General features: G+C 33.6%; 32 protein-coding genes and 2 pseudogenes. 30 read left to right on the top strand and 4 right to left on the bottom strand.

Annotated features, from left to right (window positions below; all coding sequences use genetic code 11):
* From rpsS to OOL05_RS04160, 27 genes are all read left to right on the top strand, one after another.
* A complete protein-coding gene (rpsS, locus tag OOL05_RS04290) occupies positions 1-285 on the top strand; it encodes a 30S ribosomal protein S19 (RefSeq protein ID WP_010404687.1) in 285 nt (94 codons plus the stop codon).
* Positions 286-294: 9 nt separating this feature from the next.
* Positions 295-645: a 50S ribosomal protein L22 gene (gene rplV / locus OOL05_RS04285; protein WP_007302537.1), complete on the top strand. Its 351-nt coding sequence runs from the start codon at positions 295-297 to the stop codon at positions 643-645.
* A gap of 39 nt (positions 646-684) precedes the next feature.
* Positions 685-1,305 (top strand): 30S ribosomal protein S3, encoded by a 621-nt coding sequence (rpsC, locus tag OOL05_RS04280; RefSeq protein ID WP_007302538.1) that lies wholly within the window; start codon positions 685-687, stop codon positions 1,303-1,305.
* An 11-nt stretch (positions 1,306-1,316) separates the two neighbouring features.
* A complete protein-coding gene (gene rplP, locus OOL05_RS04275) occupies positions 1,317-1,730 on the top strand; it encodes a 50S ribosomal protein L16 (protein ID WP_006012233.1) in 414 nt (137 codons plus the stop codon).
* 11 nt (positions 1,731-1,741) lie between these two features.
* Positions 1,742-1,945, top strand: coding sequence for a 50S ribosomal protein L29 (gene rpmC / locus OOL05_RS04270; RefSeq protein ID WP_007302540.1), 204 nt, complete (start codon positions 1,742-1,744; stop codon positions 1,943-1,945).
* Positions 1,938-2,168 carry a 30S ribosomal protein S17 gene (gene rpsQ / locus OOL05_RS04265; protein WP_010404696.1) on the top strand — a complete coding sequence of 77 codons (231 nt, stop codon included), beginning with the start codon at positions 1,938-1,940 and terminating at the stop codon, positions 2,166-2,168. Before rpmC ends, rpsQ begins: the two co-directional genes overlap by 8 nt.
* An 18-nt stretch (positions 2,169-2,186) precedes the next feature.
* Positions 2,187-2,546 (top strand): 50S ribosomal protein L14, encoded by a 360-nt coding sequence (gene rplN / locus OOL05_RS04260; RefSeq protein WP_007302542.1) that lies wholly within the window; start codon positions 2,187-2,189, stop codon positions 2,544-2,546.
* Complete coding sequence (rplX, locus tag OOL05_RS04255) at positions 2,546-2,863, top strand: 50S ribosomal protein L24 (RefSeq protein ID WP_406721750.1); 318 nt, start codon at positions 2,546-2,548, stop codon at positions 2,861-2,863. The genes rplN and rplX overlap by 1 nt, the downstream gene beginning before the upstream one ends.
* Positions 2,864-2,869: 6 nt before the next feature.
* Positions 2,870-3,406, top strand: coding sequence for a 50S ribosomal protein L5 (gene rplE, locus OOL05_RS04250; protein WP_010404703.1), 537 nt, complete (start codon positions 2,870-2,872; stop codon positions 3,404-3,406).
* A 12-nt stretch (positions 3,407-3,418) separates the two neighbouring features.
* Positions 3,419-3,727 carry a 30S ribosomal protein S14 gene (gene rpsN / locus OOL05_RS04245; protein ID WP_007302545.1) on the top strand — a complete coding sequence of 103 codons (309 nt, stop codon included), beginning with the start codon at positions 3,419-3,421 and terminating at the stop codon, positions 3,725-3,727.
* Between the two features lie 22 nt (positions 3,728-3,749).
* Positions 3,750-4,145: a 30S ribosomal protein S8 gene (gene rpsH / locus OOL05_RS04240; RefSeq protein WP_007302546.1), complete on the top strand. Its 396-nt coding sequence runs from the start codon at positions 3,750-3,752 to the stop codon at positions 4,143-4,145.
* A gap of 16 nt (positions 4,146-4,161) precedes the next feature.
* Positions 4,162-4,707 (top strand): 50S ribosomal protein L6, encoded by a 546-nt coding sequence (rplF, locus tag OOL05_RS04235; RefSeq protein ID WP_264729931.1) that lies wholly within the window; start codon positions 4,162-4,164, stop codon positions 4,705-4,707.
* A 5-nt stretch (positions 4,708-4,712) separates the two neighbouring features.
* Entirely contained in the window at positions 4,713-5,084 is a 372-nt protein-coding gene (rplR, locus tag OOL05_RS04230) for a 50S ribosomal protein L18 (RefSeq protein WP_052265059.1), read from the top strand.
* Between the two features lie 12 nt (positions 5,085-5,096).
* Positions 5,097-5,609 (top strand): 30S ribosomal protein S5, encoded by a 513-nt coding sequence (gene rpsE / locus OOL05_RS04225; protein ID WP_010404712.1) that lies wholly within the window; start codon positions 5,097-5,099, stop codon positions 5,607-5,609.
* A 3-nt stretch (positions 5,610-5,612) separates the two neighbouring features.
* On the top strand, positions 5,613-6,083 hold the full coding sequence (rplO, locus tag OOL05_RS04220; RefSeq protein WP_006012263.1) for a 50S ribosomal protein L15: 471 nt from the start codon (positions 5,613-5,615) through the stop codon (positions 6,081-6,083).
* 3 nt (positions 6,084-6,086) lie between these two features.
* A complete protein-coding gene (gene secY, locus OOL05_RS04215) occupies positions 6,087-7,415 on the top strand; it encodes a preprotein translocase subunit SecY (RefSeq protein ID WP_010404717.1) in 1,329 nt (442 codons plus the stop codon).
* Positions 7,412-8,053 (top strand): adenylate kinase family protein, encoded by a 642-nt coding sequence (locus OOL05_RS04210; protein ID WP_052265056.1) that lies wholly within the window; start codon positions 7,412-7,414, stop codon positions 8,051-8,053. Before secY ends, OOL05_RS04210 begins: the two co-directional genes overlap by 4 nt.
* 59 nt (positions 8,054-8,112) lie before the next feature.
* Entirely contained in the window at positions 8,113-8,481 is a 369-nt protein-coding gene (rpsM, locus tag OOL05_RS04205; RefSeq protein ID WP_010404723.1) for a 30S ribosomal protein S13, read from the top strand.
* A gap of 24 nt (positions 8,482-8,505) precedes the next feature.
* The gene (gene rpsK / locus OOL05_RS04200) at positions 8,506-8,892 is read left to right on the top strand and encodes a 30S ribosomal protein S11 (protein WP_006012273.1); all 387 of its coding nucleotides are present in this window, start codon (positions 8,506-8,508) and stop codon (positions 8,890-8,892) included.
* A 20-nt stretch (positions 8,893-8,912) separates the two neighbouring features.
* Positions 8,913-9,980, top strand: a complete 1,068-nt coding sequence (locus OOL05_RS04195; RefSeq protein WP_264729930.1) for a DNA-directed RNA polymerase subunit alpha — start codon at positions 8,913-8,915, stop codon at positions 9,978-9,980.
* A 7-nt stretch (positions 9,981-9,987) separates the two neighbouring features.
* Entirely contained in the window at positions 9,988-10,416 is a 429-nt protein-coding gene (gene rplQ, locus OOL05_RS04190) for a 50S ribosomal protein L17 (RefSeq protein WP_010404731.1), read from the top strand.
* Positions 10,417-10,427: 11 nt separating this feature from the next.
* Positions 10,428-10,781, top strand: coding sequence for a YraN family protein (locus OOL05_RS04185; RefSeq protein WP_010404733.1), 354 nt, complete (start codon positions 10,428-10,430; stop codon positions 10,779-10,781).
* Positions 10,782-10,819: 38 nt separating this feature from the next.
* Entirely contained in the window at positions 10,820-11,368 is a 549-nt protein-coding gene (atpH, locus tag OOL05_RS04180) for an ATP synthase F1 subunit delta (protein WP_264375912.1), read from the top strand.
* Complete coding sequence (gene atpA, locus OOL05_RS04175; protein ID WP_264729927.1) at positions 11,365-12,906, top strand: F0F1 ATP synthase subunit alpha; 1,542 nt, start codon at positions 11,365-11,367, stop codon at positions 12,904-12,906. Before atpH ends, atpA begins: the two co-directional genes overlap by 4 nt.
* 9 nt (positions 12,907-12,915) lie before the next feature.
* Complete coding sequence (greA, locus tag OOL05_RS04170) at positions 12,916-13,410, top strand: transcription elongation factor GreA (RefSeq protein ID WP_007302559.1); 495 nt, start codon at positions 12,916-12,918, stop codon at positions 13,408-13,410.
* A gap of 3 nt (positions 13,411-13,413) precedes the next feature.
* Positions 13,414-14,058: a 3,4-dihydroxy-2-butanone-4-phosphate synthase gene (ribB, locus tag OOL05_RS04165; protein ID WP_264729925.1), complete on the top strand. Its 645-nt coding sequence runs from the start codon at positions 13,414-13,416 to the stop codon at positions 14,056-14,058.
* 71 nt (positions 14,059-14,129) lie between these two features.
* On the top strand, positions 14,130-15,419 hold the full coding sequence (locus OOL05_RS04160; protein ID WP_264729923.1) for a M48 family metalloprotease: 1,290 nt from the start codon (positions 14,130-14,132) through the stop codon (positions 15,417-15,419).
* 1 nt (position 15,420) lies between these two features.
* Here OOL05_RS04160 and OOL05_RS04155 read toward each other — a convergent pair whose 3' ends face one another.
* Together OOL05_RS04155 and fabG are read right to left on the bottom strand one after the other, a co-directional pair.
* The gene (locus tag OOL05_RS04155) at positions 15,421-15,756 is read right to left on the bottom strand and encodes a TrbC/VirB2 family protein (RefSeq protein WP_264729921.1); all 336 of its coding nucleotides are present in this window, start codon (positions 15,754-15,756) and stop codon (positions 15,421-15,423) included.
* A gap of 95 nt (positions 15,757-15,851) precedes the next feature.
* Positions 15,852-16,586 (bottom strand): 3-oxoacyl-[acyl-carrier-protein] reductase, encoded by a 735-nt coding sequence (gene fabG / locus OOL05_RS04150; RefSeq protein ID WP_264729919.1) that lies wholly within the window; start codon positions 16,584-16,586, stop codon positions 15,852-15,854.
* Between the two features lie 548 nt (positions 16,587-17,134).
* On the opposite strand from fabG, the gene ppdK reads away from it, so the two are divergent.
* The 3 genes from ppdK (at position 17,135) to OOL05_RS04135 (ending at position 22,636) form a co-directional block, all read left to right on the top strand.
* Entirely contained in the window at positions 17,135-19,789 is a 2,655-nt protein-coding gene (ppdK, locus tag OOL05_RS04145) for a pyruvate, phosphate dikinase (RefSeq protein ID WP_264729917.1), read from the top strand.
* Between the two features lie 184 nt (positions 19,790-19,973).
* Positions 19,974-21,344 carry a hypothetical protein gene (locus OOL05_RS04140; protein ID WP_264375908.1) on the top strand — a complete coding sequence of 457 codons (1,371 nt, stop codon included), beginning with the start codon at positions 19,974-19,976 and terminating at the stop codon, positions 21,342-21,344.
* Positions 21,345-21,601: 257 nt separating this feature from the next.
* Positions 21,602-22,636 carry an efflux RND transporter periplasmic adaptor subunit gene (locus tag OOL05_RS04135; RefSeq protein ID WP_264729915.1) on the top strand — a complete coding sequence of 345 codons (1,035 nt, stop codon included), beginning with the start codon at positions 21,602-21,604 and terminating at the stop codon, positions 22,634-22,636.
* A gap of 50 nt (positions 22,637-22,686) precedes the next feature.
* On the opposite strand, the pseudogene OOL05_RS04130 reads toward OOL05_RS04135, so the two are convergent.
* Positions 22,687-23,507: pseudogene (locus OOL05_RS04130) on the bottom strand (IS630 family transposase).
* Positions 23,508-23,570: 63 nt separating this feature from the next.
* A pseudogene (locus tag OOL05_RS04125) lies at positions 23,571-23,884 on the bottom strand (transposase); the annotation flags it as partial.
* Between the last annotated feature and the right edge of the window lie 51 nt (positions 23,885-23,935).

Genomic DNA, 23,935 nt, shown 5'->3' with positions numbered 1-23,935 from the left:
ATGAGTAGATCTGTATGGAAACCACCTTTTTTACACCCATCTGTACTAAGATTAGTTCAGAGAGCTTTAAAAGAGGGTTCTATTAATAAGGTGATAAAAATTCATTCCAGGGCTTCTGTAATTCTTCCTAATTGTTTGGGTTTAAAATTTGCTGTTTATAATGGTAAAGATTACATTCCTGTTAGTGTTGATAATCAGAATATGATAGGTCATAAATTCGGTGAATTTTCACCTACTCGTAAATTTACTGGGCATGGTGGTGATAAAAAGGCAACAAGAAGGTAGGCAATTGATATGAAAAATAGGGATATAATAGTTGAGGCTGGTTCTAAGGTTTTAAGATCAACTCCTCGCAAATTAAATTTGGTTGCTGATTTAGTGCGTAATAAAAAAGTTTCTTTTGCTAATGTACAATTAAGATTTTGTGAAAAAAAGGCTGCCGGTTTTATAATGAAGGTGTTGAATTCTGCAATTGCTAATGCTCAAAATAATTATGGATTGAACGTTGATAATTTATATATAAAGGAAATTTTAATAGGTAAGTCACTTACTTTGCGTAGAGTATATCCAAAAGCTATGGGTAGGGCTAATAGAATGAGCAAATTTTATAGTAATATAACTATAAAATTGAAAGAAATTGTATGATTTATAGAAATGGAAAATTAATAAGGAAAGTGTAAAAATATGGGACAGAAGGTTAATCCTAAAGTATTTAGATTGCAAATAAATAGTAATACCTGGGATTCTGTTTGGTGTGCTACGGACGATTATAAACAGAAATTGCATCAAGATCTATTTATTCGCAGTTATATAAATGAATCCTTTAAGCATGCTGGTATTTCTAAAGTAACTGTAGAGCGTACAGTTACTTTAGTGTCTGTAATAATACATTCTTCTAAACCTGGGGTTATAATAGGTAAGAAAGGTTTGGATGTTGAGAAGATAAAGCAAAAAATAGCTAAAAAAGTAGAAAGTAGTGTCGAAGTGAATGTAGTAGGAGTTAAAAAGTCTGAAATAGATGCAGTTTTAATATCAAGGAGTATTACACATCAGCTAGAAAAAAGGATTTCATGTAGAAGAGCGATGAAAAAAGCTATTCAAAATTGTTTGAAGATGGGTGCTGAGGGTATTAAAGTAAGTTGCTCTGGGCGTCTTGGCGGAGCTGAAATAGCTCGTACTGAATGGTACAAAGAAGGTCGTTTGCCTTTACACACTTTGCGTGCTAATATAGATTATGCTTTTTGTGAAGCGAAGACTATATGTGGTATTATAGGAGTTAAAGTTTGGGTTTATGTTGGTAGTTAAGGTATATTGAAATGTTTGTTCCCAAAAAGAGTAAATATAAAAAGGTATTTAAGGGGAGAATTAAGGGTAATGCTAAGGGTGGTAGCACGCTGTCTTTTGGAGATTATGGATTAAAAGCTATGGAAGTAGGTAAGGTTCAGTCTAAGCATATTGAAACTGCAAGGCGCGTAATATCTAGAACGTTAAAACGCTCTGGTAAAGTGTGGATAAGAATTTTTCCTGATACCCCGGTTAGTAAAAAGCCAGCAGATGTACGTATGGGTAAAGGGAAAGGTAGTGTTGAATTTTGGGTATTTAAAGCTAAGCCCGGTAGGGTTTTGTTTGAAATTAGTAGTGATGTTCCCATGCATTTAGCAAGATTGGCGCTTGAAAAAGCGACTGCTAAGCTTCCTATGAAGTGTAAATTTATATCTAATCATAATTGAATGGAGTTGCAATGGATATAGTTAAATTTGAATCAGAATCTTCACAAGGATTACATGAACTTCTTGTGAATTTGAGGAAAGAATTTGTTAATTTGGCTTTTCAAAAAAAGCTGGGCCAGTGCAACAATTTTTCGCGTTTTAGCTTAATAAGAAAGAGCATAGCTCGTAGTCTAACTGTATTAAATAGAAGAAAGAGAGAGGGAAAAAATGCCTAAGAAGGTTTTTTGTGGTGTCGTAACTAATGCTGAGTCTGATAAGACTGTAAAGGTTTCGGTGTTACAAGTGTATAAGGATAGGCTGTATAAAAAAGTTATTAAAAAATACAAGAAGTATACAGCACATGATGAGAATAATAGTTGCAAAAAGGGAGATAGGGTTTTAATACAGGAACATAAGCCTATTTCTGTTACTAAAAAATGGGTTGTTATCAATAGCTAAAAAGGAATAGGTATTTATATGATTCAAAAAAATACATTGTTAGAAGTAGCTGATAATTCTGGTGCGCGTGCAGTGCTTTGTATTGGCTTGTTAGGTGGTAGGAAATCTGCATCTGTAGGTGATACGATTATTATATCTACTAAGTCTATTAACCCAAAAGGTAAAGTTGAAAAAGGAAAAGTATATAAAGCAGTTGTTGTTAGAGTAAAAAATAGTGTTAAGAAATCTGATGGTTCTGTAATTCGTTTTTCTAGCAATGCTGTGGTTTTGATTAATGATCAAGGTGAACCACTTGGCACTCGGGTGTTTGGTCCAGTAAAAAAGTTGTTATCTGGTTCTTTTATGAAAATAATGTCATTAGCTGATGAGGTTTTATAATGAGTGCTAAAATAAAAAGTGGTGATGATATTATAGTTTTAACTGGTAAAGATAAGAGAAAAATTGGTAAGGTAATCAAAGTTATAATACGTGATGCTAAAAAGAAAGTAGTTGTTTCTGGCATAAATGTGTGTAAGAGACATACTAAACCAAGAGCTGGTAGTGGTGGTGGTATATTGAATAAAGAGTTAGCTATTGATGTATCCAATGTTGCAATATTGGATCCTAAGTGTAAAACTCCAACTAAAGTAGGATTTAAGATTATAGATGGTAGAAAAGTGCGTTTTGCAAAAGTTTCTGGAGAAGTGATAGATTAGGTTGATATGTTTAAACAATTGTATAAAGATAATATAGTAAAATCCTTAAAGGATAAGTTTAATTACAGCAATGTAATGCAAGTGCCTAAACTTGTCAAGGTGTGTATCAATATGGGCGTTGGAGATGCTGCTACGGACAATAAAGCGATAAATGAGCCATTTGATAATCTACATTTGATTGCTGGGCAAAAGCCTGTGTTAACCTTTGCAAAAAAATCTATTTCTGGTTTCAAAATTAGAAAAGGTGCAACTGTAGGTTGTAAAGTGACTTTGCGTAGAAATAAAATGTATGAATTCTTAGAAAGATTAATATATATTGCTTTGCCAAGGGAAAAAGATTTTAGAGGGTTTAGTGTGAAGCAATTTGATGGTCATGGTAATTTTTCCCTTGGTATCAAGGAGCATATATCATTTTTAGAAATAGACTATGATAAAATAAGTAAAATTAGAGGTATGGATATTAATATTATAACAAGTGCAGTTAGTGATAAGGAAGCAAAGGAATTATTACTGGCTCTTAAATTCCCTTTTTTTGATAATTGAGAGAAAATATATATGGCAAAAAAATCCATGATACAGAAGAATCTTCGTAGAATAAAGTTATGCGATCAATATAGGGAGAGAAGGGAAGAATTAAAATCTATAATGAATAATAAGGATTTATCTATTGCAAAAAGGTTTGCAGCTCAAAGTAAGCTGATTAAAAAATTGCCTAGAGATTCTTCTAAAATCAGAATTAGGAATAGATGCGCTTTAACTGGTAGGCCGAGAGGAGTATATAGAAAATTTGGTTTATGTAGGATTGTTTTACGTGATTTGTGTTCTTTTGGACAAGTTCCAGGGGTTACAAAATCTAGTTGGTAAATGTGATATAAGGAGTGTAATAGTGTCGTTATCTGATGGTATTGGTGATTTTTTAACAAGAATACGTAATGCTCAATTGGCAATGCATAGGGAAACAAGAGTCCTATTCTCTAAAGTGAATTCTTCTATATTGAAGATCTTAAAAGAGGAAGGGTATATTCTTAATTATGAAAAGCAAGAGAGTGATAGTATCCCTTCGCTTGTTGTGCAGTTGAAGTATTATGATAAATCACCTGTGATTAATGATATAGCTAGGGTATCAAAGCCCGGTTGTCGTTATTATTCTAAGTGTAAGGACATTTCTAAAGCATATAATGGTCTTGGAATTTTTATTATATCTACACCGAAAGGAGTGATGACCGATTATAATGCACGTAGATTAAAAGTTGGTGGAGAAGTTTTGTGTCGTGTATTTTAAATGATAGGAGAAATGTATGTCTCGTATAGGTGCCGCACCTATCAATATTCCTGCTGATCTTTCAGTTGAATATAATGATGGTAGGGTATTAATAAGAAGTGTTAGGGCAGAAAAAGAGCTGAACTTGTGTAGTGGCATTCTGTGTCAGATAGTTGATAATCAATTGTTACTTTCTGTTGATCAAGGCAGGGATGATTATGATAAAATAAAATCTATATGGGGCACTTATAGAAGTAATATTAATAACATGATTAACGGTATGGTTAATGATTTTTCTGTTGATCTTGAGATTAATGGTGTGGGGTATAAAGCAGAATGTGATGATAAGTATTTGACTTTATATCTTGGTTATAGTCATAATATTAAGTATAAAGTGCCTAAAGACGTTGAGATTAAGTGTATAAAGCCAACTCATTTAGTGATTCGCGGTATGGATAAGCAAAAAGTCTATATGGTGGCTTCTGATATATGCAAAATTAGAAAATATGATCCTTATAAAGGTAAGGGTATTGTAATAAAAGGCAAATTTATGCTGTGTAAGGTTGTAAATAAAAAGAAGTAATTAAAATGAAAAGATTGTATAATTTTTTAAGTAGCTATGAAAAAAGGAAACTTCGTAATAGAGCGAAGCTCGATAAGAGCGCTGGACGTTTACGTATATCCGTATTTAAGTCTAATAAACATTTTTACGTTCAGTTGATTAACGATGCAAAAGGAATAACCCTAGCTTCTGCTTCTACTTTGGATGATAAAATTAGGAATGTATGTAAAGGTAGGGTCAATGCTGAAACTATAAAACAGGTTTCTTCTTTATTGATTGAGCGTCTGCCTAGTACAAAATTGCAGCAGCGGTTCGTCTTTGATCGGGGAGCATATAAGTATACAGGATTGATTTCTCAATTTGCTGAGGCTTTAAGAAGCTCTGGATTTAAATTTTAGAAGGTTTTAAATATGGCTGTAAAGAATTTACAAAATAATAATGATTTATCAGAACTTTTGGTTTCAGTGCGAAGGGTAACAACGGTTACTAAAGGTGGTAGAAGATTTTCATTTTCAACTTTGGTTGTTGTTGGTGATGGTAAGGGTAGGGTAGGATGTGGAATAGGTAAACACGCAGAGGTTGCTGAAGCAAGAGTGAAAGCTGTAAATGCTGCAAAGAAGTCGATGATTAGGGTGTACTTACGTGAAGGTAGAACTTTACATCATGATATTAAAGCTAAATTTTGTTCTGGTGAGATAGTTTTAAGAGCTGCAAGAACTGGAACAGGTATTATTGCTGGTGGAGCAATGAGGTCGGTTTTTGAGGTATTAGGTATAAAGGATGTGGTAGCTAAGTCTACTAGATCAAATGATCCCCATAATATTATATGTGCAGTATTTAAGGCTTTTGATGTTATGTTATCTCCTCGCCAAGTGGCAGGTAAGAGGGGTAAAAAGATTAGTGAGATAGTTGGAAATAGGTAAAGTATGAATGATGCTGTAAAATTAAATTCTGTGTTTACCAAATTATCTAAGAAAAAGAAGCCTAAATTATTAGGTAGAGGTATTGGTTGTGGTAAAGGTAAAACATCCGGTAGGGGGCATAAAGGGCAAAAAGCGAGAAGTGGCGTTTCTATAAATGGTTTTGAAGGTGGACAGCAGTCTATATATACTCGTTTACCTAAAAGAGGTTTTAAGCCTATACGCAAAAACTTATACTCTATATTTAATGTTGGTGATGTACAGTGCTTAATGGAAGCTAAAAAAATAGTCAAGGATTCTATCATAGATAAGGAGCTACTGCATAAATTAGGTTTTATCAGATCTGTTAAAAGTAAAATCAAACTTCTTAATAAGGGTAAATTAAGCGAAAAATTTGTGTTTCATGTTGATTTTGCATCAGAAGCTGCAAAAAGATCTGTAGCTTCAGTTGGTGGTAGTGTAGAAATACTATCGTAAATCATGAGCAGTAAATTTGCATTTAATAGTTTGGATTCTACGTTGTTATATAAAAGTGATTTACTAAAGCGTATATTTTTTACGCTAATGGCTTTAGTTTGTTATCGTTTAGGCACTTATGTTCCTATTCCTGGAGTTAATCTTGATATAATCAATGATATATTTCCAAAAGAGAGTTCTGGTGTTTTTGGAGTATTTAATTTATTTTCTGGTGGCGCTTTAGCTAGAATGACGATCTTGGCGTTAAACGTTATGCCATACATAGTTGCATCCATAGTTATGCAATTATTATCTTCTGCCGTTAAAGGAATCAATGAAATTAAAAATGAAGGAGAGTTAGGACGTCGAAAGATGAACTCTTATATACGCTATATGACTATAGTGTTTTGTATCTTTCAATCAATTACGATCTTAATAGGGTTAGAAAGAATGAATAGGGAAGGGGTATTAGTTGTAGTTGAACCTGGTATTATGTTTCGTACTATAGGTGTCTTTAGCCTTTTAGGTGGAACTATATTTTTAATATGGCTTGGTGAGCGGATCAGTGTGAGCGGTATAGGCAATGGTATCTCATTAATCATTTTTACTGGCATAACATCTGAATTACATAATGCTTTATCATCTCTGCTAACATTAAATAAAAATGGTAGTATGTCGTTTTTCATTACCCTTTTTGTTATAGCATTGTTTTTTTTACTGCTCCTTTTAGTCATTTTTACAGAATCTTCTTATAGAAAGGTAATTGTTCAATATCCCAAAAAACAGTTTAAAAAATTACATAATGATGATTTTACTTACATTCCATTGAAGATCAATTTATCTGGTGTAATACCAACTATTTTTGCTAACGCAATTCTATTAACGCCTATTTCAATTGCAAATTTCTATAAAGGTCATGCCATTGCTGATTTTATTTTAAACTACTTTATGGCAAATAAAGTGATGTACATTATAACTTACTTAATACTCATAGTACTTTTTAATTTTTTCTATACCAATTTTATATTTAATCCAGAGGAAAATGCTGATTTTCTTAGGAAAAATGGTGGTTTTATTCCTGGTAGAGGGCCTGGAAAACATACTTCTGATTATCTTCAAGATATAGTTTTTAAATTAACATTTATTGGGTCTGCGTATTTGGTGGTAATATGTACTATACCTGAAATTATGAGGTATCATTATGATATACCATTTATTTTTGGTGGGACGAGCTTGCTGATTATAGTTAACGTTATTACTGATACTATTATGCAAGTACAATCTTATGTTTTTTCAAATAGGTACGATAGTTGGATAAAGAAATATGAGTCTAAAACAAGGAGACTAAAGTGATTATTACAATTTTTGGTCCTCCTGGCTCTGGTAAGGGTACTCAGTCCAGTTTGTTAATAGCAAAGTATAATTTTAAATTAGTTTCAGTAGGAGATTTATTAAGGAATATTATATCTAGTGGGAGTAAATTAGGTAAAGGAATAAAGGATACTGTTGAATCTGGTAATTTAATTCAAGATGAAGTTATATGTAAATTATTGTGTGACCAGCTTGCATTAATAGATGGTGATTTTTTGTTAGATGGTTTTCCAAGAAATTTAAATCAAGCTCATTTTTTAACTCAAGTTTTGCAAAAAAGATGCAATAGGGATGTTGATCTTGTAATTGAGTTGCAGCTTGACGATAATATTGCAATTGATAGATTAAAAGATCGTCTTACTTGTTTGGATTGTAAAAGTATATATAGTATATCTTCTTTTAAGAATACTACTTGTGCTAAATGTAAAAGTACGAGATTGGAGAAGAGAATTGATGATGCTAATATGCTTGCAATTAATAAGAGGATAAGAGAATATCATTCTCAGATAGAGGGTTTGCGCGAGTATTATAAGGACAAGTTGTTAACAATTAACGCTAATTTGAGTGTTGATAGAGTAATGCAAGAGATTGAAAGTAAAATTTCTTGTAATTTGATTTGACTATAAGTTGTTTTATGGTATAAATTAAGAGTTATTATTAATAAAGTATCGAGGTATCAGTGGCACGTATTGCAGGCATAAATGTTCCGGTGAAGAAGTGTATTCCTTTTGCATTAACTTATATACATGGTATAGGTATTACTACTGCGAATATAATTTGTCGTAGCTGTAAAATTGATGAGCGTAAGCGTGTTTCAGAATTACAAGATGAAGATATAGAGAAAATTAGTAGTTTTATTAGGCAAAAATATGTCATAGAGGGTGAGCTCAGAAAAAAAGTGGCTATGGATATAAAATCTTTAATAGAAATCGGTTGCTATAGAGGATTAAGGCATAGAAAAGGTTTGCCTGTGAGGGGACAAAGAACCCATACTAATGCTAAAACTCGTAAAGGCAGATCTAAATTGCCTATTGCTGGAAAAAAATAAAATTTGTTATTATCGTGAGTTTTTATGAAAAAAGTTAAAACGGTTGGTAAGAATACAAAAAGGTTTATTACTGGTATTGTCCATATTCGTGCAACTTTTAATAATACTTTTGTAAATGTGACTGATGTTTGTGGTAATACGCTTTACCAGACTTCTGTTGGTGCATGTGGTTTTTCTGGTTCGAGAAAATCCACACCTTATGCTGCAGGTAAGGTTGCCGATTCTGCTGCGAAGAAAGTAATAGAGAGATTTGGTATGAAGGTTGTTTCTGTAATAATTCGTGGTCCTGGTTTTGGTGCAGAAGCTGCAGTTAAAGCACTTAGGAATTGTGGATTGACTGTCACTTCAATTGCAGATAAAACGGCGATACCTCATAATGGGTGTAGACTAAGGAAAAAAAGAAGAGTATAGGATATTTGGAAGGTTTTTGTATGTATTATAGTGATAATGTCTCTTTCTGTGGAAATTTAGATAGATTAACTAAGACTAATGCGATTAAGGTAATATCAGGTGATTCAAGTAAAAAAGGTGATATAGTTCTAGAACCTTTGGAAAGTGGTTTTGCTTTAACGTTGGGTCATGCATTAAGGCGTGTAATGTTGTCTTCTCTTCGCGGTAGTGCTGTTTATGGAATAAAAATTGAAGGCGTGAATCATGAATTTACTTCGATCCAAGGAGTTAGGGAAGACATAACTGATATAGCATTAAATATGGGCATGTTGAGATGTAAGTTAAATAACACGTCTAATAAGTGCTTAAATTTGAGCGCTAAAGGGCCTTGTCAAGTATTAGCTGGAATGATAGAAACTGATGACCAATGCTCTATTGTTAATAAAGATTTGGTGATATGTACACTAGGTCAAGATGTGGAGCTTAACATTACTATATATGTTGCTAGCGGAAAAGGTTATCTTCCTGTAAATAAATATAAAGAAAATGAATTTTTAAAGCTTATGAATGAACAAGATTTAATTGGTTTTATTCCAGTTAATGCTTTATATAGTCCTGTCGAGAGGGTTTCGTATAGAGTAGAGAATAGTCGTGTTGGTCAAGTTACTGATAAAGATAAGCTAATATTGTCAATTGAAACTGATGGTACAATCTCTCCAAGTCAAGCTGTTGACTATGCTGCAAGAATATTACAGGAGCAATTTCAGCCTTTTATTAGTTCTGATATGAGTTATAAAAAATCGCAGGTTTCTTTGTCTAGTGGTGCTAAAGATTTGGGCTATGATCCTGTTCTATTGCGTAAAGTAGATGAAATGGAATTATCTGTTAGATCTCATAACTGTCTGAAAAATGAAAATATCACTTATATAGGTGATCTTGTGCAAAAGACGGAAGTTGAAATGTTAAGAACTGCTAATTTTGGCCGAAAGTCTTTGAATGAAATCAAGGCAATTTTAAATAATTCAGGTTTGTCTTTGGGTATGAATATACCAAATTGGCCGCCTAAGGATATAGATGAACTGGCTAAACAACATACTGATGAGGATTAGGTAGTATATGAAACATGGAATAAAGAAAAATAAACTGTCTCGTTGTACCGAGCATAGGTTATCAATGTTAAAGAATCTATCTATCTCGTTAATTAATCATGAGCAGATTGTAACTACTTTACCAAAGGCTAAAGCACTTCGTCCATATGTGGAAAAGTTTATTACAATTGCTAAGAATAACGATTCTTTACATGGTAGAAGGCTTTTGCTTTCACGTCTTCATAATAGTAAGTTAGTAGTTGATAAATTATTAAGCGTTCTAGCTAATCGTTATCAAGACCGTAAAGGTGGATATTCTAGAATAATAAAATTTGGTACTCGAAAGGGTGATTGCGCTCCAATGGCAGTGATAGAGCTAGTTGATAGAGATATTTCAGCAAAAGGTGAGATTTATAGTAAAAATAAAAAAGGAAGCAAAGTAGTTACACAAAGCTAATTATTCTTTTTATGGTAAGTAGGTTACGCTATTTTGTAGGTTACTTTGGAGAATTGTTAGTTTCGATATATTTAAAGCTGAAATTCTATAATGTTATAAAACGTCGCTTCCGTTGTAAGTTGGGTGAAATTGACTTAATTGTATCTAAAAAAAGGGAGCTGATTTTTATAGAAGTTAAAACAAGTTTATTTGGAAAAGAAGTACCGATATCTCATTTTCAGTGTCAGTCTATTATAAATTCTTCTAAATATTTCTTAAGTAAAAATCTTGATTTTTTAGATTATTCAGTCAGATATGATTTATGTTTTCTTTCCTTAAGGAGAAGACCTATTTATATAAAAAATGCTTGGATTGAACAATGGTAGCTAAAATAATTTAGATTTACTAGAACAGGTAATTGAATATGAAAAACAATAATTTAGTTTCATCTTATGCTAGAGCACTGTTTCATGTCTCAGGAAGCAGATTAGGTATTATAAGAAAAGAAGTAGAATTTTTGTTAGCTTTTTTTAAAGATCAAGATGTTTTTGTGTATCTATCTCATCCTATGGTTTCTCTTGTGCACAAAAAAGAAGCGATACTTTCTATAAAGGAGAACTTGAGTGAAAACTTAGTCAAATTTATTATGGTTACACTTGCAAACAAGCGCTCCCGTTTATTAATCCTTATATTAGAAAAATTCTTAAATCTTGTAAGGGAAAGTGAAAATGAATTGGAAATTACTATAAAATCAGCAGAGATTTTAAAGAAACCTGATATAAAAATAATTACTGAATCTTTGAACTTTCTTGGTAAAATAATAAAAGTCAGTCATGTGGTTGATCCTTCTATACTAGGTGGCTTTGTAGTTAGGTATGGTTTTAACGTGATTGATGCTTCGCTTAAGAGTTATTTGGATAGATTGGTTGATTTGAGTAAAATGGAAATGTTGAAAATAAGGAATTGTATATGAAGAATAGCATAAATGCCTCTGAAGTAGTAAACATAATAAAAGAGAAGGTTGAGACATTTGATAATCCTATAAAACGAGAAAATATAGGTGAAGTAATTTCAGTAACGGATGGTATCACATTGGTCTATGGGCTGGAAAAAGCAAAGTTTGGTGAAAAGGTATCTTTTGCAAGCGGTGTAGAAGGAATAGTTCTTGATTTAGATCATGATACAGCTGGAATAGTTGTGCTTGGCAATGACCGTGATGTAAAAGAAGGGGACGTTGTAAAATGTAGTGGTGATGTTGTACAGGTGCCTGTAGGTCATGAATTATTAGGGAGAGTTGTAAATGCATTAGGCGATCCTATAGACGATGGCGGAGAAATTAGAGCCAAGAACAAAATGTATATAGAATCTAAAGCGCCAGGTATTATTGACCGTAAATCTGTGCATGAACCTCTGCAGACAGGAATTAAAATTATAGATTTGTTGATTCCTATAGGTAGAGGGCAACGTGAATTAATTATTGGCGATAGACAAATTGGTAAAACCACTATTGCGATTGATACTATTATCAATCAGAAGAAGATTAACGATGAGGTAAGCGAAAATCAAAAAATTTACTGTGTTTATGTTGCTATTGGACAAAAAATTTCGACAGTAGCAAAAGTGGTGAATAAGCTAAAAGAAAGTGGAGCATTAGAGTATACAACCGTAGTTGTGGCTAGCGCATCTGACTGCGCGCCTATGCAATTTTTAGCACCTTATACCGGTTGCACTATTGGAGAATTTTTCCGTGATAATGGAATGCATTGCTTGGTGGTATATGATGATTTATCTAAGCATGCTGTGGCATATAGGCAGATGTCCTTATTGCTCAGACGTCCTCCTGGTCGTGAAGCTTATCCTGGAGATATATTCTATGTACACTCTCGCTTGCTTGAAAGAGCTGCCAAAATGTCTGATGAAAAAGGACAGGGATCTTTGACTGCTTTGCCGATTATTGAGACTCAGGCTGGTGATGTATCTGCATATGTTCCAACTAATGTGATTTCAATTACCGATGGACAAATTTTTCTTGAGTCTGAATTGTTTCACAAAGGATTTCGCCCTGCAGTGAATATAGGTTTATCGGTTTCTCGGGTTGGCTCTGCTGCACAATTGAAATCTGTGAAAAAAGTTGCTGGTTCTATAAAGCTGAGTTTGGCCCAATATAGAGAACTGGAAGACTTTGCTAAATTTGGTTCTGATCTTGATGCTACTGTTCAATTGTCCTTAAACAAAGGTAAATACCTTATTGAATTATTAAAGCAAAAACAGTATTCACCTATGCAAATAGAAGAGCAAGTATTGCTTATGTATATCTTTTCTAATCTGTATGGTCAATTAAATAAGGTACAGGTGAGCAACATCAATAGGTTCGAGTGTGATCTTATCAATTATTTTCAAACTGTTCACCCTGGAGTTTTAAAAAAGTTGTCAGGTGACATGAATGATGATATAAAAGATGATATTCTTGGTATTGTGAGTGATTTTGTCACTCAATTTAATTGCGTTTAGGCGGTGATTATGACTTCATCCATTGTTAACAAGTTTCCTATTACAAGGGAAGGTTTTGAGAGTATGCAAGTCGAACTTGAGAAATTAAAGGAAGAAAAACCTTCTATCATACAGGCTATTTCTGATGCTCGTGATCAAGGCGATTTATCTGAAAATGCAGAATATCATGCAGCACGGGAAAGATTAAGTTTTATTGAAGGCCGCATAATTGAGGTAGAGAGTAAACTTTCACATGCAGAAGTGATAGAAGTAAAAAATTTGTCTGGTGATACAGTAATGTTTGGTGCAACTGTTACGGTAAGCATGCTCGGTGATGATAACAGTGAAATAGAATATGTTTATAAGATTGTAGGTGGGTATGAAGCTGATGCTTCAAAGCAGTTGATCTCTACGGATTCACCACTCGGTAGTGCTTTAATTGGCAAAAAAGTTGGTGAGTATGTGGAAGTGATAGTGCCAAATGGAGAGAAATTGTATAAAATAGTTAAGATTGAGTTTAAGTAAATCATGGTACAAGTAACTTATCCTTCAATTAGTCTACCCGGTATTTCTTCTGTGGAAGATGTATTGAGGGATGCTAGTTCTGGTAAATTATTCATTTTAGTTGACGATGAAAACAGAGAGAATGAAGGTGATCTGATTGTATTAGCTGAGAAATTAGAGCCAGAACATGTGGCTTTTATGGTTAGATACGGTACAGGGATTGTTTGTTTAGCAATGACTAAAGTTCACATGAAAAGGTTAGGCCTTAGTTTCATGGAAAAAAAAAATATTGGTGAAAATCATACTGCTTTTACTACATCAATTGATGCGCGTTATGGTATTACTACGGGTGTTTCAGCTGAGGATAGAACAAAAACTATACATGTTGCTATTGATAAAAATAGAACTCAGGATGACATTATAACTCCCGGTCATATTTTTCCTGTGATTGCACATGAGGGTGGAGTAGAGCAACGTGCTGGTCATACTGAAGCAAGTGTTGAGATAGCTAAGTTAGTGGGATGTAATCATTCTGCAGTTATTTGTGAATTAGTGAATAATGATGGCTCTATGATGCGCTTACCCCAGTTGCTTGAATTTGCTGAACAACATAATATTAAGTTAACTACCATTGATAAACTTATCAGTTACGTTCAAAATTTAAACTAGCGTTTATAGATTCGTATAGTTTAAGTGTTAAAATATAAAATTCCTCAAAGTTATACAAACAAGGAATTTCCATGTCTAAGCTTTTTGTTTTACTATTTTTTTTCGTATACTGTAATAGCGCTTACTCTGTTAGTATTATTAGAGATAGTGAAGTGGAAGCGGTAGTTAAGGATCTAGCGCAACCTTTATTTTCTGCTGCGGGTATTGATAATGATAAAATAAAAGTTTTTATAGTTGATGATAGATCGATTAATGCTTTTGTAATTAACAATAATAGCATTTTCATTCATTTAGGGCTTTTACAATATTCGACTGAACCTTATGTCTTACTTGGTATATTAGCACATGAAATTGCTCATATATCTGCTGGTCATGTATTACAAATGAGTAGTGCTGTAGGTTATTTTCAATCAATAGCAATGGTTAGTTATATGGTAGGATTAGTTTCTAGTATTGTCATTAACCCTCAGTTTGCGAGTGCAATCTTGCTTAGTGGTGTAACGCTTAGTTCAAGGTTGTTTTTTAACTATTCTCAAGAGCAAGAGAGTGTAGCAGATAGCTATGCTTTAAGATACCTAGATGAATCTGGCTATGATAATTTGGGTATGAAAGAGATTTTTGACTATTTTAAGAGTATTGAGCATGAAAACACTGAAGAGTATTTCCGCACTCACCCACTTAGTGATAAGCGTATATTTGCTGTACAGAATTATAAGGTTAAAAACAATATAAAACCAATCCTTGCAGATAAATTGCTGAAGTTTGAGCGTATGGTTGCAAAGCTAGACTCTTTCTTTGCTCCTATTCATGTGTTATCTAATAAATATGAAGGTAGTTCTAAGTATGTAAATGCTGTAATTCACTATAGGCAAGGAAAGATAGAAGAGGCTATTACTAAAGTTAATTCATTGATTCAAGAGTCACGCAATGATCCTTATTTATATGAATTAAAAGCGGAGATGTTATACAAAGCTGGAAATTTAAGTGAAGCAATAAAAATGTATGAAGAATCACTTAGATATTTATCTGAGAAGAATAACTATTTAGTGAAACTTGCGTTATCTCATACTTTATTATTACACGGTGAAATAGAGAAGGCAATTTTTTACCTAGAGCAGATTGCAAGCGTAGAAGCAAATAACGCCTTTGTCTGGAAGTATTTAAGTATTGCATATAAACGTAGCGCTGATATGGCAATGTATTATTTTGCTTTGACGAAAAAGGCTTGTATTGAAGGTAATTTAGAGAAATTTATGAAGTACGCTGAGTTAGCTATTAAAACTTTACCGAGAGATAGCTCTTGCTTGCTGCAAATTGAAGATATGAAGGAACAATACACACAAAAAAATCCTGATTTTTAAGTTATCTTTCCCCACACTTGCTCAACATACTATCTTGTTTAATGCTATCGGGTATAATTTTCATTATAATCGTTTTGGCGCCAAAAAATACACCACAAAACATACCTAAGGCAAAGAGAGCTGGCCATGGCATTCTACCAAATATTGCAAGCAAAGCTGCACCTATTATGACTACAGTCATAAGTGGCCCACCTATTCCCCAAATATAACCAATAATATTGCATATTACTTGGGCAGTTGTATCTTCTATGTCGCTAGCAGCACTTGCGTAATCTGAAAAAGAGAGAAACAGCACTATACATAAAGCATTAAAAATTTTTTTTATTATATAGCTCATTCTTTTGCCTCCAAGTAATAAACTAGTGTGAATCTAAATTTATATGTATATTTATTTTAGGGTAAAACTCATAGTTTGTCCATAAATAAGTGTTGCTACATAAATAGCCCACCATTGATGTTAAGCACATGCCCCGTTATATATCTTGCTTCGTCGCTTGCTAAAAACAATACTCCTGCTGCTATTTCTTTCCCTGTTCCCATTCTTTTCATTGGAATGTTATCTAATATTTTTTCTTTTTGTTTTTCATTTAAAACTTCAGTCATTTTAGTATCTATAAATCCAGGAGCAATGCAATTTACTGTTACACCGCGACTTGCAACTTCTTTTGCTATAGATTTACTCATGGCTATTATCCCAGCTTTAGAAGCTGCATAATTTGCTTGCCCGGCATTGCCTGTTAAACCTACTATTGAGGAAACATTTATAATTCTTCCCCAGCTATTTTTAATTAATTTCCTGCATGCTTCTCTATTTAGTGTAAATGTAGAGCTCAAATTAATATCAATCACCTTTTGCCATGATTCATCTGTCATTCTCAGTAATAAACTGTCTTGTGTAATGCCTGCATTGCATATGAGCCCATCAAAGCCTTTCATCAACTCACTTGCTTTATTTATTAGTTGATTTACCTCTTCAGGATTTGATAAGTCACAAGGGAGTACATGAATGTTTTTTTCATATTTTTTAGCAACTTCTTCTAGTACTTCTTTTTTTGTGCCAGAGATACATAAAGTTGCTCCGGCTTTATGCATAACCTCTACAATTGCCTGCCCTATTCCGCCTGATGCACCAGTAATCAGAAATTTCCTGTCTTCTAATCCGAACATGATAATTTTTATATTATCCCAGCTCTTAACAGAATATTAAAAGACTTGCAATAGATTTTTTTCATAACTTTCATTTAATAGAAGATTCTTGACAAATCTTGTGTTTATTGGCGAAATTATGGCGGCTGCATGCCTTTTTTTATTTTTTTCTATTCAGCCTAAACACGCTTCGTTTAAGCGTTAGCACATTATCAATTACAGTAATAAAATCAGTACCATGTGGATTCTTTTGCCTTTTTTTGATTGGTAAATTTCTTAACACTTATAGCTAAAGTAATTTAAGAGAGCCAGCGCGTGACTAGTTCTTATTACTTGATCAGTCTTCTGGATCCCAGTGTCTGGGCACTGGGATGACAGGAGTGTGAGATAAGGCTACATTCATACTCCAACAAGGAATGACATCATAGAGGTCATTGAGATGACAGGAAAGAATACTTGAATGACAATAGGGACACTAGAATGAAAGGAAAAGAGGCTATTTAATTGTGCTGAATTTTACAAAATTTATTACTCCTGCCTGACAAATTTATTAGAATAGTATGTATAGTATGTTTATTAGTGAAAATCCGAAAAAAATGCAAGAAAAGTTAATATATTACTTTAGCCAAAGCAACTGTGAAGGTAATGCAGCAATGAGAAATCTACTAGGAGGGAAGGGAGCAAATCTGGCAGAGATGTGTAACATTGGCATTCCTGTTCCACCTGGTTTTACAATTTCCACTGCTGTTTGTCAGGCCTATTGTCAAGATAATGAATTGTCTTGTGATCTACGTAACGAGATAAAAAACTACATGGCGATGCTCGAAAGTGACATCGGTTGTAAATTCGGGGATTCAAATAATCCTTTATTAGTTTCCATACGCTCTGGTAGTGTGAATTCAATGCCGGGCATGCTTGATACTATTTTAAATGTTGGTCTAAATGATGAAACCGTTGTTGGGCTTGCAAAAAAAAGTGGCGAACGTTTTGCCTATGATAGCTACTGTCGTTTCATCATGATGTACTCGAGTGTTGTACTACAGCTTGACCATCACTTATTTCAAGACATTGTTGATAGTGAACAGCAAAAGAGTGGAGCAAAAAGCTTAGCTGATCTTGATGTTAATGTTTTAAAGAAAATTATTAATGATTTTAAAGAGATAGTATGTGAGAAAATAGGAAAAAATTTCCCGCAGAACGTTGAAGAGCAATTGTTAAACTCAGTTAATGCAGTATTTGCCTCTTGGAAAAATGATAGGGCTGTTTCCTATAGAAGAATACATAATATTCCTGAAAACCTTGGAACAGCGGTCAACGTGCAAGCAATGGTTTTTGGTAATTTAAATGATAATTCTGCAACCGGCGTGATATTTACACGTAATCCTTCAACTGGAGAAAAAAAGCTTTTTGGTGAGTTTTTAGTTAATGCTCAGGGTGAGGATGTGGTTTCTGGTGTTTATACTCCTATGCCAATTGACGGGGAGCAAGAAAGTACCATGGAGAAGTTGCTACCAAGTGTCTACCGAGAATTATGCGCGGTATGTGAAAAACTTGAAAGTCATAATAAGGACATGCAGGATATCGAATTTACTGTACAGGACGGTAAGTTATGGATTTTGCAGACTAGGTCTGGCAAGCGCACAGCCGAAGCTGCTATTCGCATAATAGTTGATATGGTAAACGAAGGAGTGATTACAAAAGAGGAAGGAATATTGAGAATTGATCCAAAAACTTTTGACAATTTATTGCATCCAGTTCTTGATGTTAAAATCGATCAAGAAGTAATAGGCAAAGGACTGCCAGCTTCTCCAGGTGTTGCTTCTGGATATGTAGTATTCAGTGCAAGTGATGCTGAAAAAGCTGCAGAGCAGGGTAAAAAAGTAATTTTGGTAAGATCAGAGACGAGCCCTGAAGATATTAATGGAATGAATGCTGCAAGTGGAATAGTAACAGCGCGAGGAGGTATGACCTCGCATGCCGCTGTTGTAACTCGTGGAATGGGTAAACCATGCATTTGTAGTCTAAATGGACTTTATATTGATAAAGATGAAAAATTTCTTTCTACGGGGGATATAAAAGTAAATAAAGGTGAATCAATCACCATCAATGGAGGAACAGGAGAGGTTATGCTTGGTATTCTTCCTACAATTTTGCCTGAATTATCTCAAGAATTCAAAACGATAATTAACTGGGTAGATGAAATCAAAACAGTGAAGGTGAGAGCGAATGCTGATACTCCAAAAGATGCAAAAATTGCAAAAGAATTCGGTTCAGAAGGTATAGGATTATGTCGCACAGAACATATGTTTTTTGCTAGTGATAGAATCGAATTCATTCAAAAGTTGATAATAGCTGATGATGAAAATGAAAGGACAAATGCATTAAATAAACTCGAAGAAATGCAAAAGTCTGATTTCAAAGAAATATTTTCTATTATGGAGGGCAGGGAGGTTACTATACGTTTACTTGATCCACCTCTACATGAGTTTTTGCCCCACAATCAATCTATTATAGAGAAAATTGCCAAATCACTGAATAAGTCAGTTGAATCAGTAAAAAATAAAATAGCACAGTTATCAGAAAAAAATCCAATGCTTGGCCATCGAGGTTGTAGACTTGCTATTTCTCATCCTGAAATATATAAAATGCAGATTAGGGCAATACTCAGTGCTGCAAGTGAATTAAGGAAAGAAAAGAAGATAGAAGTGAAACCTGAAATCATGATTCCTTTTATCATGAGTGAGAAAGAGTTTATTCTGATATGCGAGTTAATAAAGAAAGAAGCCGAAAATTTCGATGTGAACTATTCAATTGGAACGATGATAGAACTGCCAAGAGCAGCACTTATTGCTGACAAACTCGCAAAACACGCAGAATTTTTTAGTTTTGGCACTAATGATTTAACACAAACAACTATGGGACTTTCACGAGATGATTCAGTTAATTTTCTCGATTCTTATAAGGAAAGCAACATATTCAAAAACGATCCCTTTGAGGTGCTAGATGTCGAAGGGGTAGGGGAATTAATCAGAATAGCTATCGAAAGGGGCAAAAAAACCAGAAAAGAAATTAAACTTGGTATATGTGGAGAGCATGGAGCGAATCCACAGTCCATAGAGTTTTTCATCAAATCAGGGGTTGATTATGTGTCATGCTCGCCTTATAGAGTACTGGTTGCAAAATTAGTGGCAGCACAGCTTAGCATAAGTTTGTTGGGTAAATAGCGATAACTAACTGTGCGAACATAGATTCCGCTAACAAGTAGCGGAATGATGATTTTTCAAATTGTCGATAAATCTAAGTCAGTTTAGCTATTTTGCTGCTGCTTTTTCTTTTCTTAATATCTTAAGAAAGATTGACTTTTTGTCTAAAATAATATAGGATAAAATAATAGTGAGTGAGGTAAAAATGTCAATATCAAAAGAACGTAAGGAATATTTACTAGAAAAGTTTAAATATGCTGCCAAAGAATTTGGCAAGTCTGGTACAAAGTCCAATCATCTAGCAGTACCAAAGGAACAGCAACTCTCTATTGATTTAGGTAATAGAAAAGTTTTTGGTATCATAAATAAGATTCTGTATTGGATAGAGAATAATTTTACTTATTTTTTTCCACGATATAATTTGTTTCCAGAAGTTGGAGTTGAAGGAAGAAAAATTCCTGGAACTAATACAAGGGTTAAGTATTTTAACTCTGATGAACAATTTGATCAAAGAAAATTTATTGGCGAGCAAGATGGGGAACTTAAGTTATACAACTTAGAGGGCAAATTATATGATACAACTGATAAAATTAGTAAGGGTAAAAAAGGTTGTGTAGCTTATGTTATCACGCTTGATGGAAAATTAGTAACTCATGAACATATTAATGTTAACAAAAGCGAATGGGCTTATCGTCATTCAACTCTTGCAGGCGGTAAGCCGATTTTATGTTCTGGTTTAATGAAAGTGGTAAATGGTAAAATAACTTATATAGACAATAATAGCGGGCATTATAAACCAGAATCAGCAAACTTATACAATGCAGTGAAAAAGTTAGAAGGTCTATTTTCGAAAGATGCGAAAGTTGTTTGCTTACCATATTGGATTAGCTTGAAAAAACAAATTCCGCTTACACGCAAAATTAATCTAGCCAAACGAGAGCCAGTAGAGGAATTCTTGAAAAGGATGGAGAAAAAAGGGAAAGATGGATTGACTCAATATGAAAGACATTTTGAAAAGATAAAGAAATTTAATGAGCAATATGAACAAAAATTGCTTCTTGCAAACTATAAGTCACCTACAAATGAACTGTCCTACAAACCAACTATACATAAAAAACACAGATTGAAATACTCTGAATATATTAACTTACACCTTAATTTTTTGAAAGAGTTTGATGAAAGTCCTGAAGTGCAAAAAATAGCAATAGAACATTCAATAAGAAGGGTTATTGGAGCAAATTATGGCCATAAGCCTACAGTTGCGCTTGCTAAGGCACAGGTAATAGATAAAGATGGAAAGCTGCAAGAAACGGACGAAATAGTAGGTATAAATGTTGCTTTTCACCATGAGAATGATCGTGATGGCTTTGCTAAACTTCTAGATTTTAAAAAGTATAGCTATATTTGCGAACCTCATTTGCAAGATAAAAAAAATAGAGCAGATATGGAAAAATTAATGCCCAATAAACATACAGTTTTTATGAGTACAGACCAGGCTAATAAATTTATAAAGGGCACTTTACAAATTAAAATTGATAGTGTTGAGCAATTGGGTGTTGGTTTAGTGATGGGCTAAAGCTCTGTTTAAATATATATTTAGTTTTGTTACAATATTCTTATTTTCATCATATAATATGATGGAAATTTTATGCACAACTTTTTTATTTGATTAAAAATTGCATTTTTGCAATAAAAACTTATTTATTGTAAGAAAACTTGCTCATATAAAACTATTTATAGAGTGACAATAGCTGTGTTATACTTACACTTCTGATTCGAAAACTTATGCAGTTATTTCTAACAAGATTGGTCAATAAATTTTACTGTTTAAGGATGAGAAACAAAGTAATCATCGTTTCTGGTATTGCTCTTATTCTACTGTTTTTTATCAACAGTACATTTTTAAAAAAAGATCAGGCGGTTCATAGTGATAATCCAATTAGTAGTTTTTCAGTAAAAACTCAGGATTATACTCCACAAAATCGCACTGTATATTTAAATTTTTCTGGTACGGTAAATCCCTTGCATAGGGTCAGCCTTGTCTCAAGAACAAGTGGTCAAGTTATTGCTATTTATTTGTCTGATGGTGAAAAAGTAAAAAGAGGCGATGTAATTTTAAAGATAGAAGATTATGACAAAGTTGCACAGGTTGAGAAAGCCAAAGCTTTATTAAATCAGCGTGAAATTGAGTATGATTCCTCTCGAAAATTGAATAAAAAAGGCTATGGAGCACAGATAAGAGTGGAATCAGCTTTTACTGCATTGCAGAGTGCAAAAGCTGACCTAAAAAGGCTAGAATTGGATTTAGAAAACACTGCGATTAAATCTCCTATTGATGGTTATATAGATAAGATCAACGTAAATGAAGGGGATTTTGTTAATCTTGGACATAAGATAACTGACATAGTTAATTTTGATCAGGTTCTTGTAGTGTTGTATGTTTCAGAAAATGAAGTAAATAAAATAAAACTGGGTAGTGCAGCGCAAATTAATTTGCTAGACGGAAGGGAATTAGTAGGTGAAGTGAGTTTTATTAGTAAAATTGCTGAGCCTAAAACTGGATCTTATAGAGTGGAGGTCAAGGTAACTGATAATGAAATTATATCCTTGCAAGGACTGACTGCTAGTGTAAGCCTACCTTCAGGTGAAAAATTTGCATATAAAATTCCTTCTTCAGCCTTGAGCTTAAGTGACGATGGTGTTCTTGGAATAAAGATTGTTGATGACAATAATTATGTAGTATTTACACCAATAGAAATTGTTGATCATGAAAACGATGGTGTTTGGGTGGTGGTAAATAACGAAGATAAGCCTATAAAGTTAATAACATTGGGCCATCTATTTGTTAAGCCTGGTGATAAGGTTTAAGACATAACTTCAGTATCAGTTATAGCCCTTCCCATAATAGTCCAAAAAGGTCATAAGAAAGAAGAATCGACAGCATGACGAAAAGATTTGAATAAAGGAATGTTTTTCCTGGTTCTGTTTTTTATAGCAAACCAATAATGTTCAGTTTTGTTAAAATCTGGAGAATATGGAGGAAGATATAAAATTTCTGCACCAACTCCTTTAGCAAATCTTATTAGACTTATGAAAAGTAGCATTATCAAGGATAACAGTTTGTCCAGGTTCCAAAATCGGTGTCAGAAACTGCTCAAACCATTTATTAAAGATATCCATATTGCAGTGGCCTTCAAAGGTTAACGGAGCAATTATTTTTCTTCCACTTAAGGCTGCAACCATGCTAATTCGTTGAGTTTTCTTCCCAGATTTTAGGGCATAAAACCGCTGTCCTTTCTGGCAATACCCATAGGTTCAGTGTCCAGACTCATCTATATACACTAATTCTTTAGGTTCTTTTGTTGCTATAACCTTTGAAAATTGAGCTCGCTTTTCTTCATTTCTTTCTTTATATCCGTAGGTCTTTTTTTTCTTGTGAATCCTATATTTTTAAGTGCTCGATGAATTGTTTGTCTACTAATATTGCCCCAGCATCTCTGACTGAGTTTTGCCACCTTGCTCATTTGCAAATTCGGCAAATGCATTCCAGTCGGTAATTTTATGCCACGCTTCCAGGCTTTTTTGACTGAAAATCTCCCGTTTTCTCACGTCTTTTCTTCCACTCATATAAAGTTGTTTTTCCGATCTTAAATCTCTTGGCAACAGTTTCTCCACTCTCTCCTTCATCCAATGCTTCCATTACCTTTTTTCTTAAGTCATAACTATATGCTACTGGCATCCTTACCTTCCACTACTATCAATCCATATCTTACTCTTTTTGGACTATTATGAGAAGGGCTATACTTAAAACCTTTGCTTCAAGTTCGGTTGTTTGCCTTTTTCTGACTACTTGTGGCTCGAAACTTCCTTCTCTATCTCTTGGTGTCAATAGTTCAAATACTTGTCCGTAAAGTCTTTGAATTTCTTCCGTTGTTTTCTTCGCTTTCAGCCGACAAATGGTTTTCTATCTCGCCTTCCCTCTAGCAGTTTTTTTATAAATGGTGTTAATGCTCCATCTCTTCCTGTCAATGGTCTTCCTTCTCGTATAGATGATAAGATATTTGTTTCTAATTCTTTATAGTCTACCAAACCGGTAGTTGTGTTTGCTTGACTCATTGTCAAACCTCCATTTTTTTATCAATTTATTACTTTACTTCTCGGTTTGAC

It is taken from the genome of Wolbachia endosymbiont (group B) of Episyrphus balteatus, from assembly GCF_947250575.1.
Classification (GTDB): domain Bacteria; phylum Pseudomonadota; class Alphaproteobacteria; order Rickettsiales; family Anaplasmataceae; genus Wolbachia.
This window is presented reverse-complemented; position numbering and strand designations above follow the sequence as displayed.

Excerpts from the sequence above, each read along its gene's own strand:
- rpsN (WP_007302545.1), top strand. The coding sequence starts at position 3,419 with ATGGCAAAAAAATCCATGATACAGAAGAATCTTCGTAGAATAAAGTTA.
- rpsE (WP_010404712.1), top strand. The coding sequence starts at position 5,097 with ATGGCTGTAAAGAATTTACAAAATAATAATGATTTATCAGAACTTTTG.
- rplR (WP_052265059.1), top strand. The coding sequence starts at position 4,713 with ATGAAAAGATTGTATAATTTTTTAAGTAGCTATGAAAAAAGGAAACTT.
- ppdK (WP_264729917.1), top strand. The coding sequence starts at position 17,135 with ATGTTTATTAGTGAAAATCCGAAAAAAATGCAAGAAAAGTTAATATAT.
- rplF (WP_264729931.1), top strand. The coding sequence starts at position 4,162 with ATGTCTCGTATAGGTGCCGCACCTATCAATATTCCTGCTGATCTTTCA.
- OOL05_RS04195 (WP_264729930.1), top strand. The coding sequence starts at position 8,913 with ATGTATTATAGTGATAATGTCTCTTTCTGTGGAAATTTAGATAGATTA.
- rpsC (WP_007302538.1), top strand. The coding sequence starts at position 685 with ATGGGACAGAAGGTTAATCCTAAAGTATTTAGATTGCAAATAAATAGT.
- OOL05_RS04155 (WP_264729921.1), bottom strand. The coding sequence starts at position 15,756 with ATGAGCTATATAATAAAAAAAATTTTTAATGCTTTATGTATAGTGCTG.
- rplX (WP_406721750.1), top strand. The coding sequence starts at position 2,546 with ATGAGTGCTAAAATAAAAAGTGGTGATGATATTATAGTTTTAACTGGT.
- rplQ (WP_010404731.1), top strand. The coding sequence starts at position 9,988 with ATGAAACATGGAATAAAGAAAAATAAACTGTCTCGTTGTACCGAGCAT.
- greA (WP_007302559.1), top strand. The coding sequence starts at position 12,916 with ATGACTTCATCCATTGTTAACAAGTTTCCTATTACAAGGGAAGGTTTT.
- rplO (WP_006012263.1), top strand. The coding sequence starts at position 5,613 with ATGAATGATGCTGTAAAATTAAATTCTGTGTTTACCAAATTATCTAAG.
- OOL05_RS04135 (WP_264729915.1), top strand. The coding sequence starts at position 21,602 with ATGAGAAACAAAGTAATCATCGTTTCTGGTATTGCTCTTATTCTACTG.
- atpA (WP_264729927.1), top strand. The coding sequence starts at position 11,365 with ATGAAGAATAGCATAAATGCCTCTGAAGTAGTAAACATAATAAAAGAG.
- OOL05_RS04185 (WP_010404733.1), top strand. The coding sequence starts at position 10,428 with ATGGTAAGTAGGTTACGCTATTTTGTAGGTTACTTTGGAGAATTGTTA.
- ribB (WP_264729925.1), top strand. The coding sequence starts at position 13,414 with ATGGTACAAGTAACTTATCCTTCAATTAGTCTACCCGGTATTTCTTCT.
- rpsK (WP_006012273.1), top strand. The coding sequence starts at position 8,506 with ATGAAAAAAGTTAAAACGGTTGGTAAGAATACAAAAAGGTTTATTACT.
- rplV (WP_007302537.1), top strand. The coding sequence starts at position 295 with ATGAAAAATAGGGATATAATAGTTGAGGCTGGTTCTAAGGTTTTAAGA.
- secY (WP_010404717.1), top strand. The coding sequence starts at position 6,087 with ATGAGCAGTAAATTTGCATTTAATAGTTTGGATTCTACGTTGTTATAT.
- atpH (WP_264375912.1), top strand. The coding sequence starts at position 10,820 with ATGAAAAACAATAATTTAGTTTCATCTTATGCTAGAGCACTGTTTCAT.
- rpmC (WP_007302540.1), top strand. The coding sequence starts at position 1,742 with ATGGATATAGTTAAATTTGAATCAGAATCTTCACAAGGATTACATGAA.
- fabG (WP_264729919.1), bottom strand. The coding sequence starts at position 16,586 with ATGTTCGGATTAGAAGACAGGAAATTTCTGATTACTGGTGCATCAGGC.
- rplN (WP_007302542.1), top strand. The coding sequence starts at position 2,187 with ATGATTCAAAAAAATACATTGTTAGAAGTAGCTGATAATTCTGGTGCG.
- rplP (WP_006012233.1), top strand. The coding sequence starts at position 1,317 with ATGTTTGTTCCCAAAAAGAGTAAATATAAAAAGGTATTTAAGGGGAGA.
- rpsQ (WP_010404696.1), top strand. The coding sequence starts at position 1,938 with ATGCCTAAGAAGGTTTTTTGTGGTGTCGTAACTAATGCTGAGTCTGAT.
- OOL05_RS04160 (WP_264729923.1), top strand. The coding sequence starts at position 14,130 with ATGTCTAAGCTTTTTGTTTTACTATTTTTTTTCGTATACTGTAATAGC.
- rplE (WP_010404703.1), top strand. The coding sequence starts at position 2,870 with ATGTTTAAACAATTGTATAAAGATAATATAGTAAAATCCTTAAAGGAT.
- rpsS (WP_010404687.1), top strand. The coding sequence starts at position 1 with ATGAGTAGATCTGTATGGAAACCACCTTTTTTACACCCATCTGTACTA.
- OOL05_RS04140 (WP_264375908.1), top strand. The coding sequence starts at position 19,974 with ATGTCAATATCAAAAGAACGTAAGGAATATTTACTAGAAAAGTTTAAA.